Annotated in this window: 14 protein-coding genes and 1 tRNA gene; all 15 read left to right on the top strand. The window is 43.3% G+C overall.

Going from position 1 to position 17,544, the window contains the following annotated elements:
* Window positions 1-5: 5 nt before the first annotated feature.
* On the top strand, window positions 6-1,817 hold the full coding sequence (locus MHM98_RS00725) for a hypothetical protein (RefSeq protein ID WP_239437104.1): 1,812 nt from the start codon (window positions 6-8) through the stop codon (window positions 1,815-1,817).
* Window position 1,818: 1 nt separating this feature from the next.
* Window positions 1,819-4,728, top strand: coding sequence for a tetratricopeptide repeat protein (locus MHM98_RS00720; protein ID WP_239437102.1), 2,910 nt, complete (start codon window positions 1,819-1,821; stop codon window positions 4,726-4,728).
* A complete protein-coding gene (locus MHM98_RS00715; protein ID WP_239437101.1) occupies window positions 4,715-5,476 on the top strand; it encodes a tetratricopeptide repeat protein in 762 nt (253 codons plus the stop codon). The genes MHM98_RS00720 and MHM98_RS00715 overlap by 14 nt, the downstream gene beginning before the upstream one ends.
* Window positions 5,469-5,810, top strand: coding sequence for a hypothetical protein (locus MHM98_RS00710; RefSeq protein ID WP_239437096.1), 342 nt, complete (start codon window positions 5,469-5,471; stop codon window positions 5,808-5,810). Before MHM98_RS00715 ends, MHM98_RS00710 begins: the two co-directional genes overlap by 8 nt.
* Window positions 5,811-5,847: 37 nt before the next feature.
* Window positions 5,848-6,504, top strand: coding sequence for a MotA/TolQ/ExbB proton channel family protein (locus MHM98_RS00705; RefSeq protein ID WP_239437095.1), 657 nt, complete (start codon window positions 5,848-5,850; stop codon window positions 6,502-6,504).
* 2 nt (window positions 6,505-6,506) lie between these two features.
* Window positions 6,507-7,049: a biopolymer transporter ExbD gene (locus tag MHM98_RS00700; RefSeq protein ID WP_239437093.1), complete on the top strand. Its 543-nt coding sequence runs from the start codon at window positions 6,507-6,509 to the stop codon at window positions 7,047-7,049.
* Window positions 7,046-7,561 carry a biopolymer transporter ExbD gene (locus MHM98_RS00695; protein WP_239437088.1) on the top strand — a complete coding sequence of 172 codons (516 nt, stop codon included), beginning with the start codon at window positions 7,046-7,048 and terminating at the stop codon, window positions 7,559-7,561. The genes MHM98_RS00700 and MHM98_RS00695 overlap by 4 nt, the downstream gene beginning before the upstream one ends.
* On the top strand, window positions 7,548-8,507 hold the full coding sequence (locus tag MHM98_RS00690) for an AgmX/PglI C-terminal domain-containing protein (protein WP_239437087.1): 960 nt from the start codon (window positions 7,548-7,550) through the stop codon (window positions 8,505-8,507). Before MHM98_RS00695 ends, MHM98_RS00690 begins: the two co-directional genes overlap by 14 nt.
* A gap of 137 nt (window positions 8,508-8,644) precedes the next feature.
* Window positions 8,645-10,270: a methyl-accepting chemotaxis protein gene (locus tag MHM98_RS00685; protein ID WP_239437086.1), complete on the top strand. Its 1,626-nt coding sequence runs from the start codon at window positions 8,645-8,647 to the stop codon at window positions 10,268-10,270.
* Between the two features lie 218 nt (window positions 10,271-10,488).
* Entirely contained in the window at window positions 10,489-11,331 is an 843-nt protein-coding gene (locus MHM98_RS00680; RefSeq protein ID WP_239437084.1) for a 2OG-Fe(II) oxygenase family protein, read from the top strand.
* Between the two features lie 76 nt (window positions 11,332-11,407).
* Complete coding sequence (locus MHM98_RS00675; RefSeq protein WP_239437083.1) at window positions 11,408-12,103, top strand: hypothetical protein; 696 nt, start codon at window positions 11,408-11,410, stop codon at window positions 12,101-12,103.
* A 284-nt stretch (window positions 12,104-12,387) separates the two neighbouring features.
* On the top strand, window positions 12,388-14,742 hold the full coding sequence (gene lon, locus MHM98_RS00670) for an endopeptidase La (RefSeq protein WP_239437081.1): 2,355 nt from the start codon (window positions 12,388-12,390) through the stop codon (window positions 14,740-14,742).
* A 261-nt stretch (window positions 14,743-15,003) separates the two neighbouring features.
* Window positions 15,004-15,294 (top strand): HU family DNA-binding protein, encoded by a 291-nt coding sequence (locus MHM98_RS00665; RefSeq protein ID WP_343229203.1) that lies wholly within the window; start codon window positions 15,004-15,006, stop codon window positions 15,292-15,294.
* A 45-nt stretch (window positions 15,295-15,339) separates the two neighbouring features.
* Window positions 15,340-15,416 (top strand) — tRNA-Asp (locus MHM98_RS00660).
* 216 nt (window positions 15,417-15,632) lie between these two features.
* Complete coding sequence (locus tag MHM98_RS00655; protein WP_239437077.1) at window positions 15,633-17,495, top strand: SurA N-terminal domain-containing protein; 1,863 nt, start codon at window positions 15,633-15,635, stop codon at window positions 17,493-17,495.
* The last annotated feature ends 49 nt before the right edge of the window (window positions 17,496-17,544 follow it).

Genomic DNA, 17,544 nt, shown 5'->3' with positions numbered 1-17,544 from the left:
TCGATATGAAACGGTTGGTTGTTTTCTTAATGATGACGATGTGCACGTCGTCAATTTGTGCACAAGACATGGCTCCTGTGGCAGTAGAACCTATTGTTAGTAGCTCTCCTGATTACAGAGATGTGTTATTTCACTATTATCAGCAAGATTACCAGCAGGCCTTAAAATCCTTGTCGATGATCAAGGTTAATCGAGACAACACCAACCAGTTTAGAACGCATCGTTACCTCGAAAGCCTATTGCAAGTTATAAATGGCAATGAATTATTTGTGTCGAATTTAGATCTTGATGATACGGTGAATGTACAAGCCATTTTATCGCTAGCCCAAGAGCAATCCGCACTTGAAAATTGGACACAGACTGAGCGTTTGCTAGCCATTGTTGAAGATGATATCCCACCAGTGCTCCGTGACCAATATCGTTATTTATACGCGCGAGTACAATTGGCGCTTCATGAAAAAACGCCAGAAGCCAGCTTAACCCAAGGCTCTGAATTAGACGCTGCGTGGTTGCAAAGCCTAAGCGGAGATAAAGAAGCGGATGCGCAGTTAACTTCACTACTTTCAAAGGTGCAAGCTATTGGTGAGAGTCAGCAAGTATTTAAAGATCAAGCGCTGCATAATTTGGGCTATCAATTTTTAGCACAGGATGATGCTGAAAATGCCATTGCTAGTTTTAGTAATATTTCTATAAATTCGACGGTAGATAACAGCGCGACATTGGGCTTGGGTTTGGCGTTTAATCTCACGTCACAATACGACAATGCCAATGCGGCATTTAAGCGTGTGCTTGAGAGTGGAGACCCGAGCGTTTTTTATTATGAAGCCGTGCTAGGTAATGCTTATGCACACGAGCGTGCTGGCAATGAAGTTTCAGCGATTAATCTGCTTGTTGATGGCATTGTAAAAGCTCAGCAGCGCTTGGCAGCACAAGCTGACTTGACAACAAACCTTAAACAACAATCGGCGTGTTTTGCGACTCTGCTTGCCGATCCGCAGACGAGCTTATGTAATTACTTTGGCGAGCAGAACAACGAGAACTTTGTCGCCTTACTCGCAAGTCAGTCTTTGGTTAATGCTAATCGACAATACACGCAATTAACTGAGATGGAGATGGATTATAATCAGCAACTGCAGACAATTGCTGCCTTTAATTTTTTACTAAACCATCAGATCAAGATGATCAGTGAATTGTTAAATGCGAGTGTCATTGACGGCTTAGAGGCACGCATTGCTGATACGACAGCGCAGCGCGCGGTAATAGTGACTAGTGTTGATAAAGCAGAAGCAGAGCGCAATGGTCACTTCTTTTTGTCGCAAGAGTATTTGGAACTGCAAGAACGAATTGACAATACCTTTGCGCGCATGGTGTTTTTAAAACGAGCGGGACAAAAAAACACTGCATCTGAGCGACGCGTTACTTTAATGCAGCGAATTGTTTGGTGGCATAGTTTTAGTAACTTCTCGGAGCATCTAGCGCAAACTAGAGCCGCGATTACCGACTTAAATAATCAACTCACCGACAACAATTTGGCCTATCAAATACTCCAAGATTATTTAGCTAAGGTGTCGGTAATGGAACAACAATTAGCGAGCATGGTAACAATTAGTGCCGATATTACTGAGCAACAATTGGCAATTATGCCAGTTAAGCAACAAATCATTAACGATATAGAGCAGAAAATAACGCAGTTTTACGCGCAAGAGTCCATTGAACTTGCCCGTTTTATTGTCGACGCTAAACTCGCACTGGTGCGAATTAATGATGCCAGTTTTAATCGTCAGTTTGTTAAAGAGCAGGGTGGGGTAGCGCAATAACATGAAATTACTTACGCCATATCTTTGCTTATCTACAATTGCGTTGTCGGTATTTGGTGTCAATGCGGACGACTCTCCGGTGGTTGATAGCACTAAGCAAAATCCAAATGCCAACGCTGTTGCCGTGGTTAAAAAGCCTACGTTAGGTGATTTAATTAAAGTGCAGGCGTCCAATGCTAAGACGCTGCAACCTGCACCTAGCCTCGATAAAATGATTACAGACTACCAGCATTTGGTAGAGATAACCCAAGCGCCCGAATTGCGCGAAAAAATCGATTATCGGCTCGCTCAATTATTGGCGATTAAAGCCGAGCGTGCGCAGGAAGTTGGTGAACCATTGGCACAGGGCGCAAACGGTTATTACGATAGCGCAATTAATGCCTACAAAGCGTGGCTAAGCCAATACCCTGACAGCGCTTTAAATCAAACGGTAATGTATGAACTGGCCAAAGCCCATGAACTTCAAGGTGAAGCCGCGCAAAGTTTTGAGCTCTTGTCTCAACTATCGGAGAAATTTCCAGAGCAAAATTTAGCCAGTGACGAGCTTAACTTTAGACGGGGCGAATATTTATTTTCGCAGCAAAACTATCGTCAAGCGGTTGAGGCCTATCAGTTGATTGTTGATCGTGCGACAACGACTAGCGATTTTAGCTCGCCATATTACCAAACTGCGCTCTACATGCTGGGCTGGGCCCATTATAAACTTGAGCAACCGAAGCCGTCGCTAGCCAAGTTTAGCGAAATACTCGATTTAAATTTACCGACTAAAGCGACCACTCAACTATCACTCGATAGTTTACCTGTCTCTAGTAAGCAGTTGGTGAGTGACGCATTTAAGGTAATGAATCTTATTTTTGCCAATAGTGAGGGCGCAACCAGTTTAGCGAAACACTATCAGTCTATCGGCGGTCGCTATTTTGAGTATCTACATTTCAAGGTGATGGCAGAGCAATTACTAATCGATAAGCGTTATCGAGATAGCGCGCATACTTACGATGTATTTGTTAGTAATTATCCAGCGCATTTTTGGTCACCGCAGTTCGCCATTAATAAAGTAGACATCTATCAGCAAGGGCGCTTCCCGACATTAGCTAAAGCGGAAAAGGCGAAGTATGTGGCTAGTTACGGCATCGATGGGCCGTATTGGGGCAAGTGGAGCGAACAACGTCAGCAGGAGTTTGGGCCTACCCTTAAAGCGTATCTCTCGGAAATGGCGCTTGATCAGTATCGTTTAGCGCAAAATGCTAATGATAAACGAGAACAGGTTGCCGAATACGCTAAAGCTGCAGATTTATTGTTGCAATATCAACGTACCTTTAACGATGACGCTGAATTAGCATTTCTCTATGGCGAAAGTTTATTCGCTAGTGAGCAATGGCTACGCGCGATTGATGTTTATAATCATTTTGCCTACGGAGCTGATCAAAAGTTTGGCCGTGAGCGCGGTAAACGTGCCGACGCCGCTTATGCCGCGATTTTAGCGTTTAACCAACTCAATGCAGGCGCTATCATGCCAAAGCCTGTGCCTAACGAGTTAGGCAAGTTTGAGCTAAGTGAACAAGAGCGCAACGTCCTGCAGTTTGCTAATATTTTCAGCGGTGATGAGCGAGCGGTCGATGTGATGTTCGATTTAATGAATCATCGCTATGCACAAGCGCGATATTCAGACGCTATTGAGGTTGTTGATAATCTCGCTAATTGGCAAGAGCCAATTGAGCAAGGACGCATGCTAGATGCGCAATTAATCAAATCGCACAGTGTGTACAACCAAGGCAACTATCAACAAGCGATTTCTGAATACGAAAGTGTGTTAGCCCAGCTGTCGCAAGCGGATGATAGAAAGACTGTAATTGCTAACAATTTGGCCGCCAGTTTATTTAAATACGCAGAGCAACTAGCAACCAACAAACAGCTGGCAAAAGCGGTGGATTTTTACTTGCAGGTGTTAAGTAAAACACCTGATTCGCCAGTGCGCAAACTTGCCCATTACAATGCAGCGCAATACCTTTATCAGCTTAAGTCGTTTGAAGATGCGGTCACTCAGCTAATTGCATTTAAAACTCGCTATCCGCAAGACGAGCTTGCTAAGAATATCGATGTCCAGCTGGCCTCAATCTATGAGCAGCAGCAAGATTGGGATAAAGCTGCGTCACAACGTCTTGCCATCGCAAACGGTATGAAGAAATCGACAGCGCAACAAGAAGCGCTTTACCTAACGGCTTCTTTTTACGAACGTGCTGGTGATGATAAAAACACCATTTTGACGTTGCGCCGCCATGCGAATACCTATCAGGCGCCGTTTAGCCGTTACATGGAAGTGATGCATCGCCTTAGCGACAAATACCTTGAAGTGGAAGAGCAAAGAAAGTATCGATTCTGGCTTAATAAAATGATCAAAGCACATGACAGTGCTAGCAGTGAGCAAACTGCGCGATCTAAATTCCTTGCGGCACAAAGCGCCTTGGTATTTGCCCGCGATGCGAAAAGGGATTTTGATAAAATTAAGCTTAAATTGCCGCTACAGGCGAGTTTAGCTCGTAAGACGAAAAGCTTAGAGAAAACACTGAGTGCTTATAAAAAAGTGTCTGACTATCGCGTGGCGTCATTTTCTACTCAGTCTAACTACGAAACGGCGCAGGTTTATCGCCAGCTTGCGAGTGATTTGATGGAGTCACAACGACCAACAGGTTTAGATGAATTAGCGTTAGAGCAGTACGAAATTTTGCTCGAAGAGCAGGCTTACCCGTTTGAAGATCAGGCTATTGCGTTATTTGAGAGCAATGCCAAGTTAACGTCACAGGGCCTTTATGATGAGTGGATCGCCTTGAGTTTAGATAAGCTTAGCCAATTACTGCCAGGCCGTTACAACAAGACAGAGGTTATTGAGGAGAGTGCCGATGTCATTTATTAATCACAAACGCAGCCTTTTCCTCGTTACAACGTTGTTGAGCATGGCGGGGTGTCAATCATTAGACAAAGAGTTGGCTGCGCCTAAAGCTGAGCCTGAGGTAGTTGTCGAATTAACGCCGATGGAAAAGCTCCATCAAAGTCCTAATCAATATTTACTAAACCAGCCAATAATTGCGCCAGAAGTAAACACTAAATTTAGCCAAGCGTTAACAACGGTAAAGGCGAAGCAATTAGAGCAGGCTAAAGCACAGCTTTTAGCGTTGACAATAGCTGCCCCAACCCTATCTGGGCCTTGGTTGCAACTAGGAGATATAGCACGACAAGAGAAAGCGATAAAACATGCTATCGCCCACTATCAGCAAGCGATTTATGTTAATAAACACAATTATTTTGCCCATAATCGGCTGGCCACCTTGTTGCGTGAACAAGGCGAGTTTGAGCAGGCTAAAAAACATTACCAGCAAGCGCTAGCGGCATGGCCGGCTTTTGTGCCGGCGCGAAAAAACCTTGCCATATTGCTCGATCTTTACATGGGTAAAGCGACACTTGCACTTGAAGAATATCAAACTGTGGCAGCGTTAAATAATTTGAATAAGCTGCCAGAAGACCGACAACTTAAAGGCTGGATTGCTGATTTATCAAGACGCGTTGCTGCAGAAGAAAAGCGCAAGCAACGCATGGCTGAGCAGGAAGCCGCGAAACAACAAGCTGATGAAGTTGCAACGCCAACGGGAGCGGGGAATGAATAGCAAGCTAATCAACTGTAAAGATCTATTGGCTACAATAATGTTGGCAACGCTCAGTGTGTCAGTGCACGCAGAGTCTTCAACGGAAACTAAGTCGTCAACGCAGTCACAGCCTGCCGTGAAACCTAATGTGATCAAACTTAGAGACACTATTGTTGGCAGCAAAGAGCAGCCGCGTTTTATTTCAATTGTGCCGTGGAAAAAACTCAGCAGTCCGGTAATCGAGGTAGAGCATGTTCACAAAAGTCAGCTCGATAAGCTACGGGCTCGCACGATAGATTCACTTAATAAACAACGCCAATTGGCAACCCATTTAATGGGTCGAAAACCACAATAAATTTAACTTTCAAATAGCACTTCACAAGGTAAACACTATGGATTTTTTTAATACAATCGTTCGATTTTTCCAGGATGGTGGGGCGTTTATGTTCCCGATCTCAATTGTATTAGCCGTTGGCTTGGCCATCGCCCTAGAGCGCTTTTTATTTTTATCAAAGACTAAACGTGCTAATCAGCGCGCGATGGGTGAAATCCAGCATATGCTTAACAGCGAAAACTACAAAGGTATTAGCCAATACGCACAGCAAAATGATGCGACAGTGGCCAATTTAATTGCCGCAGGTGTTGAGCGCCTTAACTACAGTAAATCACGTGAAGACATCGAATATGCGATGGAAGAGAGCGTGGTTGAAGTGATGCCGCGTTTGGAGAAACGCACAGCCTATTTGGCAACCTTGGCCAACATTGCAACCTTACTTGGCCTGTTAGGTACCATTATTGGTCTGATTGCCGCGTTCTCTGCAGTTGCCAATGCTGATCCTTCAGAGAAAGCGTCTTTGTTATCACAGAGTATCTCGGTAGCGATGAACACGACGGCATTTGGTTTGATTGCCGCTATCCCGCTATTGATGTGTCATAGTGTGATTCAAACAAAGACAACAGATATTATCGACTCACTGGAAGCGGCGGGCGTTAAATGTCTTAACCTACTGTCACTTCGCCACAGCATGAAGAAATCAACGGAAGAATAATCATGCTTAAGAAAATTCGTCAAGCAAGACAGGAGCAGGAGCTAGACATCACCTCATTTATGAGTTTGATGATCGTGCTGGTGCCAGTGTTATTGATGATGATGGTTTTTTCGCATATCACGATTTTAGAGCTTAAATTGCCCAGTGATATTGATGAGATAAGCGCTGCGCCAAACGATGAACTTAAAAATTTAGAGTTACTCGTTGGTGACAAAGATATGGCGTTGTACTACCCACAAGGGGCGTTGTTAAAGACAATCCCTGCCACTGACGATGGACAACTCAATTATCCGTTGTTAGTGCAAGCGCTCAAAGAAGTGAAGTACTTACTCAATGAAAAAGGCATCGAGAAAAAAGACATCAATTTATTGCTACCTCCAGCGACAGATTATCAAACGATAGTGACGGTCATGGACAGTGTTCGTTCCTACAAAGCGGTAGTGGCTGCGTCTGTAGTTGATGCTGAGTTATTCCCCGATGTGTCGCTATCTGATGCGCCAGAAGATTTATTGGCGGCAGTTAATGCAGTGGAGGCGGCGCAATGAAACAGTCAGCTAAAACGAAACGCTTAGCCCGTCATCATAAGCGCATGGCCAAAAGCTCTAAATTGAGTTTGGTTTCCCTGATGGATATCTTCACGATCTTAGTATTTTTCTTGATCGTTAACTCATCAAATGTCGAAGTATTAGAGGCAGATAAGAGCATTAAATTGCCGCAGTCGCAATCTGAAACCCTAGCACAAGATAATTTGGTATTACTCATCAATGACAGTCACATTTTACTGCAAGGTAAAGAAATTATTTCTCTTGAGCAGTTGGCGAGTGAAGAAGTAACAACAGTCGAGGCACTGACCAAGGAGCTTGAATATCACAAGCCGCGTCAGCAGCCCAACGAAAGCGGTGGTCGTGCGATTACTATCATGGGCGATCAAAAACTCGCCTATTCGCTGCTTAAGAAAGTATTGCTTACCTGCTCTAAAGCTGGATTTGGCGATATTTCATTGGCGGTGGAAAAAACCTTAAATAAAGACAGTGGAGGTGGCGATGGCGCAAGTTAACGCAAACTCATTAACGCTGTCGCATTGGGGAGAATCGCGTCAAGAGAATAAGTTATTTACCCAAATAACTTGGCTGTTCTTAATTGTCACTGTTGTTCTTGCCGTGGTAGTAAAGGTGGTGACAGTGCCAGAATTAACGCGAGAAGAAAAAGCGAAAATTCCGCCACAACTGACCAAGTTTATCGAACGGGTAAAAATTGAGGAAAAACCTAAACCAACGCCGGTGGAAGAAAAGCCGGAAGAAGTTAAGGAAGAGCCCAAGCCTGTTGAAAAACCAAAGCCAGAGCCGAAACCGCCGGAGCCTAAGCCAATTGAAACACAGGAGCAACGAGTCGAAAAGGCGCGTGAGCAAGCCAAACAAGCAGGTTTGTTAGCAATGCAAGATGACTTAGCGCAGCTGCGTGAAATAGCAAAGATGACCACGCCAACAACCACAGAGCCGCTGAGTACCCAAGGCCAGCAAGCAGCAGTGACTGATACTGAGCCGAAAAGCGAGGCATTTGTGGGTGGTGCTGCACAGCTAGACAACAGCAAAGTAAGTCAAACCGTTGGCAAGCGGGTTGAGTTAACGTCACGTGATGTCACTACGGTGGCAGCGGCTGAAGTGCCAGAGCAGGGTAGTGATGTCAGTGTCGAGCAAGAGCAGGCAGCATCAGGTGGTCGTGATGTAGAATCTATCCGTAAGGTACTTGATCGTAACAAAGGTGCGTTTTATACCATTTATCGTCGTGCGCTGCGTAAAGATCCTTCACTAGAAGGTAAGGTTGAAATGCTGATTGTCGTTGCGCCAAATGGTCGTGTGTCAGATTGCCGTATTTTGTCGAGTGAGCTCAAGGATCCCGCGCTTGAGAAAAAGCTGTTGGCAAGGGTTAAACTTATTAATTTTGGCGCGCAAAACGTCGAAGAAACCAGTATAAATTACTCATTTAACTTCCTACCTTTTTAGGTTAAATCTTGTAATTGGATAGTAAAAGCCGCGAAATATCGCGGCTTTTTTATTGAAAAATCCTGTTTCAATAGATACTTACCAAATCATTTTAGCTCTGATAGTATTGTATTACTTTGTATTAAAAGAGACTCATTATGTCTTTGTTATCGAATATGCGTATTAGTCATCGATTGGGCTTAAGCTTTATCGCCATTCTCTTATTGTTGGCGCTTATAGCGACTATGGCATTAACCCAAATGAATAAACAATCAGCAATGGCTAAAGCATTTGTCACCGATGATGTGGTTAAGTTTGTGGATATTAGCGCGATTAAATCTCACGCTCAGCGCTCAGCATTATTACTATTGCAAATTCTCCCAACTGAAGAACGCAGTGATCGCATCAATTTGTACAAGGCGATGGATGAGGAAAACCGTCAACTCGATGTGGCTATTAAAAAAGTGCAGTCGTCTTTTACCAATGGTATCCCAAATCAATTTACTGCACTGCTAGCTAAGCAAAAAACCTACAATGAGAACTTTATTGAAACTGTTGAGTATGTCGAATTTGACAGTGAAACGGCACTCGCCCACTATCAAGAGTCGACAAAGCCTGCGCTTGAAGCGCTGTTAATGAGTATTAGCGATTATCTTGAAAGTGAACGTATGCGCATGTTCAAACATCAAGAGGCTAATGCGGCGGCCAGTGATGATATCCAAAATATCGTTATTGTTATTTCGATTATCGCTTTGGTGCTGGGCGTTGCGTTGGCGTATGGTGTGAGTCGATCTATTGTCGGTCCGTTAAATGATACGGTAGCAATGGCCAAACGCATTGCCTGTGGTGATTTACAGCAAGTACCAGTTACAAATCGCAGTGATGAAGTTGGCGCCTTAGTGACCGCTATTGAAGAGATGCGCGCTAATTTGGCGCAATTGATTGCCTCGATTGTTGATTCCTCTAAGGATATAGAAGATTCTGCTACGCAGTTAAATATGCCGGTTCAAGAAGTTCATCAGGGCTCTGTGGAGCAGGTTAGTGCGGTTGATGACATTGGCCGTGCAATTTATGAATTTTCAATGCAAAGTAGTCAGTCGGCGCAAACTGCTGAGCAAGCCAAGGCACAATCATTAAACGCACGCGACCTTGCTATTCAAGGCAAAAACATGATTGAGAAGGCGACGTCAGAATTTGCGACAATTTCTTCTACCATCAGTGACTCTGCTGATGCTGTGCAAGGTGTTCATCATCGCGCCAAAGCGGTTCGTGAATTGATTACCATGATTAGTGAAATTGCAGATCAAACTAACTTATTAGCACTAAATGCCGCAATCGAAGCAGCACGAGCAGGCGAAAGTGGCCGAGGATTTTCGGTGGTTGCCGATGAAGTGCGAGCATTAGCAGGACGCACCGCGCAAGCAACCATAGAGATCAATCAGGTGATTGATGGCATCGATAATGAAACCAATAACGCCGTTGATCGCATCACAGCTGGCCAAGCTGAATTAGAGCAGGGTGTTGATATGCTAGGGCAGATGGTGCAACCATTAATTGATTTGAACACAGGCGCCCAAGAGTCACTTTCAAGTTTGGAATTACTCGAGCAAGCGGTTGCGGATCAAGCACGAGAAAGTGCTAATATAGAATCGAGTGTTAAGAATATTGGCGATAAAGCTAATTCTAACCAAACCGAAATTGACAAGGTTACCTCGACGACTAATCACCTGAGCGATATGGCGTTAGGCTTATCGCGACAAGTCAGTAAGTTTAACCTGCATTAACGATTTTTAATTATCATGATGAAAGCGCTGCGTGAAACCAGCGCTTTTTTTGTATTTAAAGTTATCCATCTTTGATATAAATCAAAGATATTACTGCGCCAAGGCATTGTTATGGCGGCCTTTTGTGACGCAACACCCAATAAAACAGCACGATGTTTTCAATTGCTAAGAATAAGCCGTACACTTTATATGGCTTAATTGTTATTGAGATAAAAAATATGAAAGTTTTAACCGTTGATTATAACGCAAGTGATGCAGCAGAACGCTTTGTTGAGTCACTTCATAAAACGGGCTTTGGTGTGTTGACGAACCACCCCATTGCTAAAGAAAAAGTACAAGCTATCTACGATACTTGGTACGACTTCTTTATGAGTGAAGCCAAACACGACTTTTTATTTAACCCTGAGACCCAAGATGGTTACTTCCCACCGTCTGTTTCTGAAGTGGCGAAAGGGCATTCTGTAAAAGACATCAAAGAATACTTCCACATTTACCCATGGGGTCGTATGCCTGAGCACTTAAAGGCTCAAATCATGGAATACTACGATCTAGCAAATGGTCTTGCCCAAGAGCTATTAGGTTGGATCGAAGAGCATGCTCCAGCGGAAGTTAAAGCGAAATTCACCCAATCGCTACCATCGATGATCGATGGCAGTGACGGTACTTTATTACGCGTATTACACTACCCACCAATGACTGGTGAAGAAGAGCCAGGTGCTATCCGCGCTGCGGCACACGGTGACATCAACTTACTAACTGTATTACCAGCGGCAAACGAGCCTGGTCTGCAAGTTATTGCTAACGATGGTAGCTGGTATGACGTTCCTTGTGATTTCGGTAACATCATCATCAACATCGGTGACATGTTACAAGAAGCGTCAGGTGGTTACTACCCATCGACCATTCACCGCGTAATTAACCCAACAGGTGGCCGTACGGAACATTCACGTATTTCATTACCATTGTTCTTACACCCTAAACCTGAAGTCGTATTATCTGAGCGTTACACCGCAGATAGCTACTTAGAAGAGCGCTTACGCGAGTTAGGCGTTAAAAAATAGTTTTAATATCAAATACAAAGATATAAGATGATAAGCCCACTTACTCAAGTGGGCTTTTTATTAGGGATGATACTTCATGAAATATATAATTATTGCTGTTTTACTTGCTAGTTTTTCTTCTGGCTTTACCTACGCTTCAAAACAACAAGTCACTTATGCTGATAATAATTTGTTAGTGCCTATCGATGGTGTTGTTGATGGTAAAAGGCTCGATCAATATGCAAACATGTGGTGGCAATGGGCTAAAACTCTACCTAGGGATACAAACGCCGTCGTTGATACGACAGGTGAATTCTGTGGTGTAAATCAGTACGGAAAAGTATGGTTTTTAGCGGGCGGATATGGAACATCATTAATCAGTCGTCAATGTACACTCCCTAAAGATAAGTTTATATTTTTCCCAATTATAAACATGATTTACATGCAAAATCTTAGGTCATCAAAACAGACAAGCTGTGCGAACGTAAAATACGGCGCTGCATTAAATAATGATCACTTGCTGTCGATACGTGCTTCATTAAATGGAAAAGAGTTCGAACATGCGAACTCCTTTCGAATTGCCTCAAAAGATTGCTTTGATATTTATGGTTTAATTGATAAAAAGTATAACGCTCCTAAGTGGTATCCTGCGGCGACTGATGGGTATTGGCTAATGCTAAAACCTTTAGCGCCCGGAAAATATACACTTAAATTTCAAGCACAATATTTTAGGGAAAATGGGGCGTTCGGGCGCATGGGACAAGATATAGAATATTCTTTAACCGTCAAATAAAATACCAGTCAAGCATCTTATCATTATTCTAATAAAGGATAATGATAAGTCTATTTAAACGATTCTTTTTAAAAGTTTGATTACGAATAAGAGTATCGTTTCTTATTTAATCAGATAAACAAATTTGTTAAGCCATTTAAAAACAAAAGATTGCATACAATTAGATAACCTGTAATTTAGAAAATAATTCTCAATAAAATTTTTGACAAGACCATTGAAATGATAAAAGCCATCCCAATATCATTTTAGTAGTAACCATGGATCACAGTTAAGAGAGACAAAGCATGCCATTAGAGCGCTCAGACCGCATTGATATTCCAGTTTTACCCCTTCGCGACGTTGTCGTGTATCCGCACATGGTGATCCCATTATTTGTTGGTCGCGAAAAGTCAATTCGCTGCTTAGAAGCGGCGATGGAGCAGGATAAGCTCATTTTACTCGTCGCTCAAAAAGATTCGAGTGTTGACAACCCTGGTCGTGAAGATATTTATGATGTTGGCACGGTAGCGACTATTTTACAGCTATTGAAGCTCCCTGACGGTACAGTAAAAGTGCTAGTTGAAGGTAATCAACGCGCCAAAATTAATCGCTTGGAAACTAAGAACGATTTGTTTAGTGCCGATGCACAGTACGTGGTCACTGAACAAGTAGAAGAGTTAGAGCAAGAAGTGCTGATCCGCACCGCTGTGTCTGAATTTGACTCTTACATCAAGCTAAATAAGAAGATCCCACCAGAGGTACTAACTTCATTGTCAGGCATCGATGATGCTGCGCGTCTTGCTGATACCATGGCAGCGCATATGACACTTAGTCTTGAAGACAAACAACAAGTTATTGAGCTTGAAAGCGTCAACGACCGTCTTGAGTTCCTGTTAACCATGATGGAGTCGGAAATCGACTTATTGCACATGGAAAAGAAAATTCGCGGTCGCGTTAAAAAACAAATGGAAAAGTCACAACGAGAGTACTATTTGAATGAGCAAATGAAAGCTATTCAAAAGGAAATCGGTGAACTTGACGAAAACGCACCAGATGAAATGGAAGAGCTGGCGCAAAAGATCAAAGACGCTGGCATGACCGCTGAAGGTCAAAAGAAAGCGGAATCTGAACTGCAAAAGCTTAAGATGATGTCTGCAATGTCTGCCGAAGCAACAGTTGTGCGCAGCTACATCGACTGGATGGTTAACGTACCTTGGAAAAAACGCAGCAAGGTTAAGAAAGATTTATCAAAAGCCGAAGTGGTACTAAACAGCGATCACTATGGCTTAGAGCGCGTTAAAGAGCGCATTTTAGAATATTTAGCGGTGCAATCACGTGTGCGCCAACTTAAAGGTCCGATTCTGTGTTTAGTAGGACCACCGGGGGTTGGTAAAACATCATTGGGCCAATCGATTGCTAAAGCAACTGGCCGTAAATACGTGCGTATGGCGTTAGGCGGCGTGCGTGATGAAGCGGAAATTCGCGGTCACCGTCGTACCTACATCGGCTCGATGCCGGGTAAACTGATTCAGAAAATGGCGAAGGTTGAAGTGAAAAACCCGCTGTTTTTACTCGATGAGATCGACAAGATGAGCTCTGACATGCGTGGCGACCCAGCGTCTGCTTTATTAGAAGTATTAGATCCAGAGCAAAACAACAGCTTTAACGATCATTATCTTGAAGTAGATTACGATTTATCGGATGTAATGTTCGTTGCAACGTCAAACTCAATGGATATTCCGGGTCCGTTACTTGATCGTATGGAAGTGATTAACCTCTCTGGTTACACAGAAGATGAAAAGCTAAACATTGCTAAGCAGCATTTATTGCAAAAGCAAATTAAGCGTAATGGATTAAAGCCAGCGGAAATCGAAATCGAAGATAGCGCCATTATGGGCATTATTCGTTATTACACACGTGAAGCGGGTGTGCGTGGTCTAGAGCGTGAAATATCTAAACTATGTCGTAAGGCAGTTAAGAAGATCTTACTGAAAGAAGTGACAGGCAAGGTTGTTGTGACTAACGATAACCTCAATGACTTCTTAGGTGTTCAGCGCTATGACTTTGGTAAGTCGGCGGAGAATAACCAAATCGGTCAGGTAACTGGTTTAGCCTGGACCCAAGTTGGCGGCGATCTACTCACTATCGAAACGGCGTCAGTAATTGGTAAAGGTAAACTTAACTATACTGGCTCACTTGGCGACGTAATGCAGGAGTCGATTCAAGCGGCGATGACAGTTGTTCGCTCGCGTGCTGATAAGCTTGGTATCAACAACGATTTCCACGAAAAACGCGATATTCACGTTCACGTACCTGAAGGTGCGACACCAAAAGATGGACCAAGTGCTGGTATTGCTATGTGTACAGCCTTGGTATCTAGCTTAACGGGCAATCCTGTACGTGGTGATGTTGCAATGACTGGCGAAATTACTTTACGTGGTGAAGTGCTGCCAATCGGTGGTTTGAAAGAGAAATTATTAGCGGCGCATCGTGGCGGAATTAAGCGCGTGCTTATTCCACATGGTAATAAAAAGGACCTCGCTGATATCCCAGATAACGTGATTGGTGATTTAGAAATCCATCCGGTGAAGTGGGTAGATGAGGTGTTGACACTAGCGCTAGAGCAGGATCCACAAGGTTTTACGGCAAAATCTGCGTAAATATTGATTAATCTGCTAAAAACAGTGAAAAAAAGTCCATTTTTTTTAAAAAAAGGGCTTTTAAATCTCAAAAACTGTGATAGCCTAGCTAACGTTGAATTGCTATGAGGCAGTCGTGGCGCAAGATAGCGCTAATCCTGTCACATAAATTTAATATGTATAACTAAGTTTTAACGTAGTTATATTTTGAGGGTGAAGCGAAGTGTTTTCAATTCGCCATAATAAAAACTACGCTCAGGAAGTTAAGTAGTAGTTACAAGAATAAATAAAGGGTATGACATGAATAAGTCTCAACTAATCGATAAAATTGCAGAAAGCGCTGACATCTCAAAAGCTAACGCAGGTCGCGCATTAGACGCTTTCATCAGCACTGTAACTGACGCACTAAAAGACGGTGACAAAGTTTCACTAGTTGGTTTCGGTACTTTCGAAGTTCGTCAACGTTCAGCACGTACTGGCCGTAACCCACAAACTGGTGCAGAGATCAAAATCGCTGCAGCAAACGTTCCAGCATTCAAAGCTGGTAAAGCATTAAAAGATTCTGTTAACTAAGAACTGCTTTTGCTTTCATCGCTAACGCTTAGTTAGCGATAAAAAGGAGTGGTAGTTCAGTTGGTTAGAATACCGGCCTGTCACGCCGGGGGTCGCGGGTTCGAGTCCCGTCCACTCCGCCAATATTCATGAAAAAACGCATCGCAAGATGCGTTTTTTTTTGCCTAAAACAAAGGTCTAATAGGAGCGTTTACAAATGGTAACTTTAAGCGCTCAAAAAAACAGCGAAAACCGCCTGCTTATTGGCTTAGCTGTGTAGATTGCCCTGTGTATTGCTGTTATGATGTCGGGCAATTTTTGATAAAACTAATAACAAAAGAATTATTTAAGAGGCTCTGATGTTAGAAAGAATTCGTGAAGGATCGCAAGGCGTTGTTGCCAAAGCCATATTGGGGCTAGTGATCTTAACTTTCGCCTTAGCGGGGATCGGCAGTTACCTAGGTGGTAGCAGCGAAGTGGCGAGCGTTATCGTTAATGGCGAAACCATTAGCCAAGCACAAGTAGATAATGAATTTGCCAAAGAGCGTTCAAACCTAGAACGCCAATACGGTGAAATGTTCAAGATGATCGCTAACAACCCAACGTACATGGAAAGTGTACGCAAGGGTGTTCAAGAGCGTTTAATCGCCCAAGCGTTGATCAGTCAAACTGCAGCAGCAATGGACTTACGTGTTGGCGATGAGCAAATCAAAAAGACTATTCGCGACATGCAAGAATTCCACGTTGATGGTCAATTTAACAATGACCGTTATTTGAGTTTAGTGCGCAGCTCTGGCTACCGTGTTGAGCAATTCCGTGAGCTGTTACGCGTTGATTTAACGCGTCAGCAACTGATGGGCGCAGTAATTGGTTCTGATTTTGTATTGAAAAACGAAGCCGAGCAAATTGCTAAACTTGAGAAACAATTACGTGATATCCGTTACATCAGCGTAAGCGCGAACGATTTCTTAAACGATGTTGAAATATCTGACGATGAAGTTGCCGAATACTACGATGTAAACAGCGGTCAATTTACAACGCCAGAACAACTAAGCGTTGAGTTTGTTGAGTTAAAAGTTGCTGATTTACTACCACGAGTTTCAGTGGAAGATAGCAAGGTTCGCGAACAGTACGAATCAAACCTAGCACAATACCAATCACCAGAACGTCGCCGTGTTTCTCATATCCTATTTGAATTTGGTGATGACGAAGCAGCAACTCGTGCAAAAGCTGAAGCTGCATTGGCTCGTGTAAAAGCGGGAGAAGATTTTGCAGCATTGGCCAAAGAGTTATCTGACGATACTTTCAGCGGCGAAGAAGGCGGCGACCTTGATTGGATGACTAAAGACGGTGATGAAGACGCTTTCACTAACGCAGCATTTGCGGTTGAAAACGGCGCCACATCTGACATCGTAGAAACTGAATCTGGTTTGCACATCATCAAAGTAACAGACTTAGACGCAGCGGCGACTAAAGCATTTGACGAAGTGGCTAGCGAAATCGAAGAAGAGTTGTTAGCACAACAAGCTAAAGAACTGTTCTACGAGTTACAACAACAGTTAACAGATACTGCATTCTCTGTATCTGAGAACTTAACAGAAGCGGCGGCTGAGATCGAATCACAAGTTAAATCAACTGCATTATTTACTCGTGCTAACGTTCCTGCAGCAGTTAACTTCCCAGAAGTTATCGACGCAGCGTTTTCTGAAGATGTATTAGGTGAAAACCTAAACTCTGAAGTTATTAACGTTAGCCCAGACCATTTAATGGTTGTGCGTAAGAAAGAGCACATTCCATCAGAAGTTAAGCCAATGAGCGACGTTAAGGTGCAAATCGTTGATATTTTAAAACAGCAAAAAGCTGGCGACTTAGCGAAAGAAAAAGCTGAGCAGTATTTAGCAAGCTGGCAAGCAGGTGAAACTATCGATGGTGTGACAGTTGTTGAAAAAGCTGATGTTGCTCGTACAACACGTGATATTGACAATGCCATCGTAGCTGCAGCGTTCAAAATGGCTAAAACAGGTGAGAATAACGCAGAGCTAGTAAGCACTGTTGATGGTCAAGCGGTTGTTGATTTAGTCGCCGTTAAAGAAGCTAACGATGTTACTAGTGATATCGATAGCGTTCTCCAACGCTTAAATGCGACACAAAGTGGCGCAGCGTACAAAGCGTTTATCGATTCGCTAAAAGAGAAAAGCGATATTCAATACCCAGCGTCATAATTGGCTATTGAATGAAAAAGGCGGCACTAGCCGCCTTTTTAATTGGTGA

This window comes from Psychrobium sp. MM17-31, from assembly GCF_022347785.1.
Classification (GTDB): Bacteria; Pseudomonadota; Gammaproteobacteria; order Enterobacterales; family Psychrobiaceae; genus Psychrobium.
This window is presented reverse-complemented; position numbering and strand designations above follow the sequence as displayed.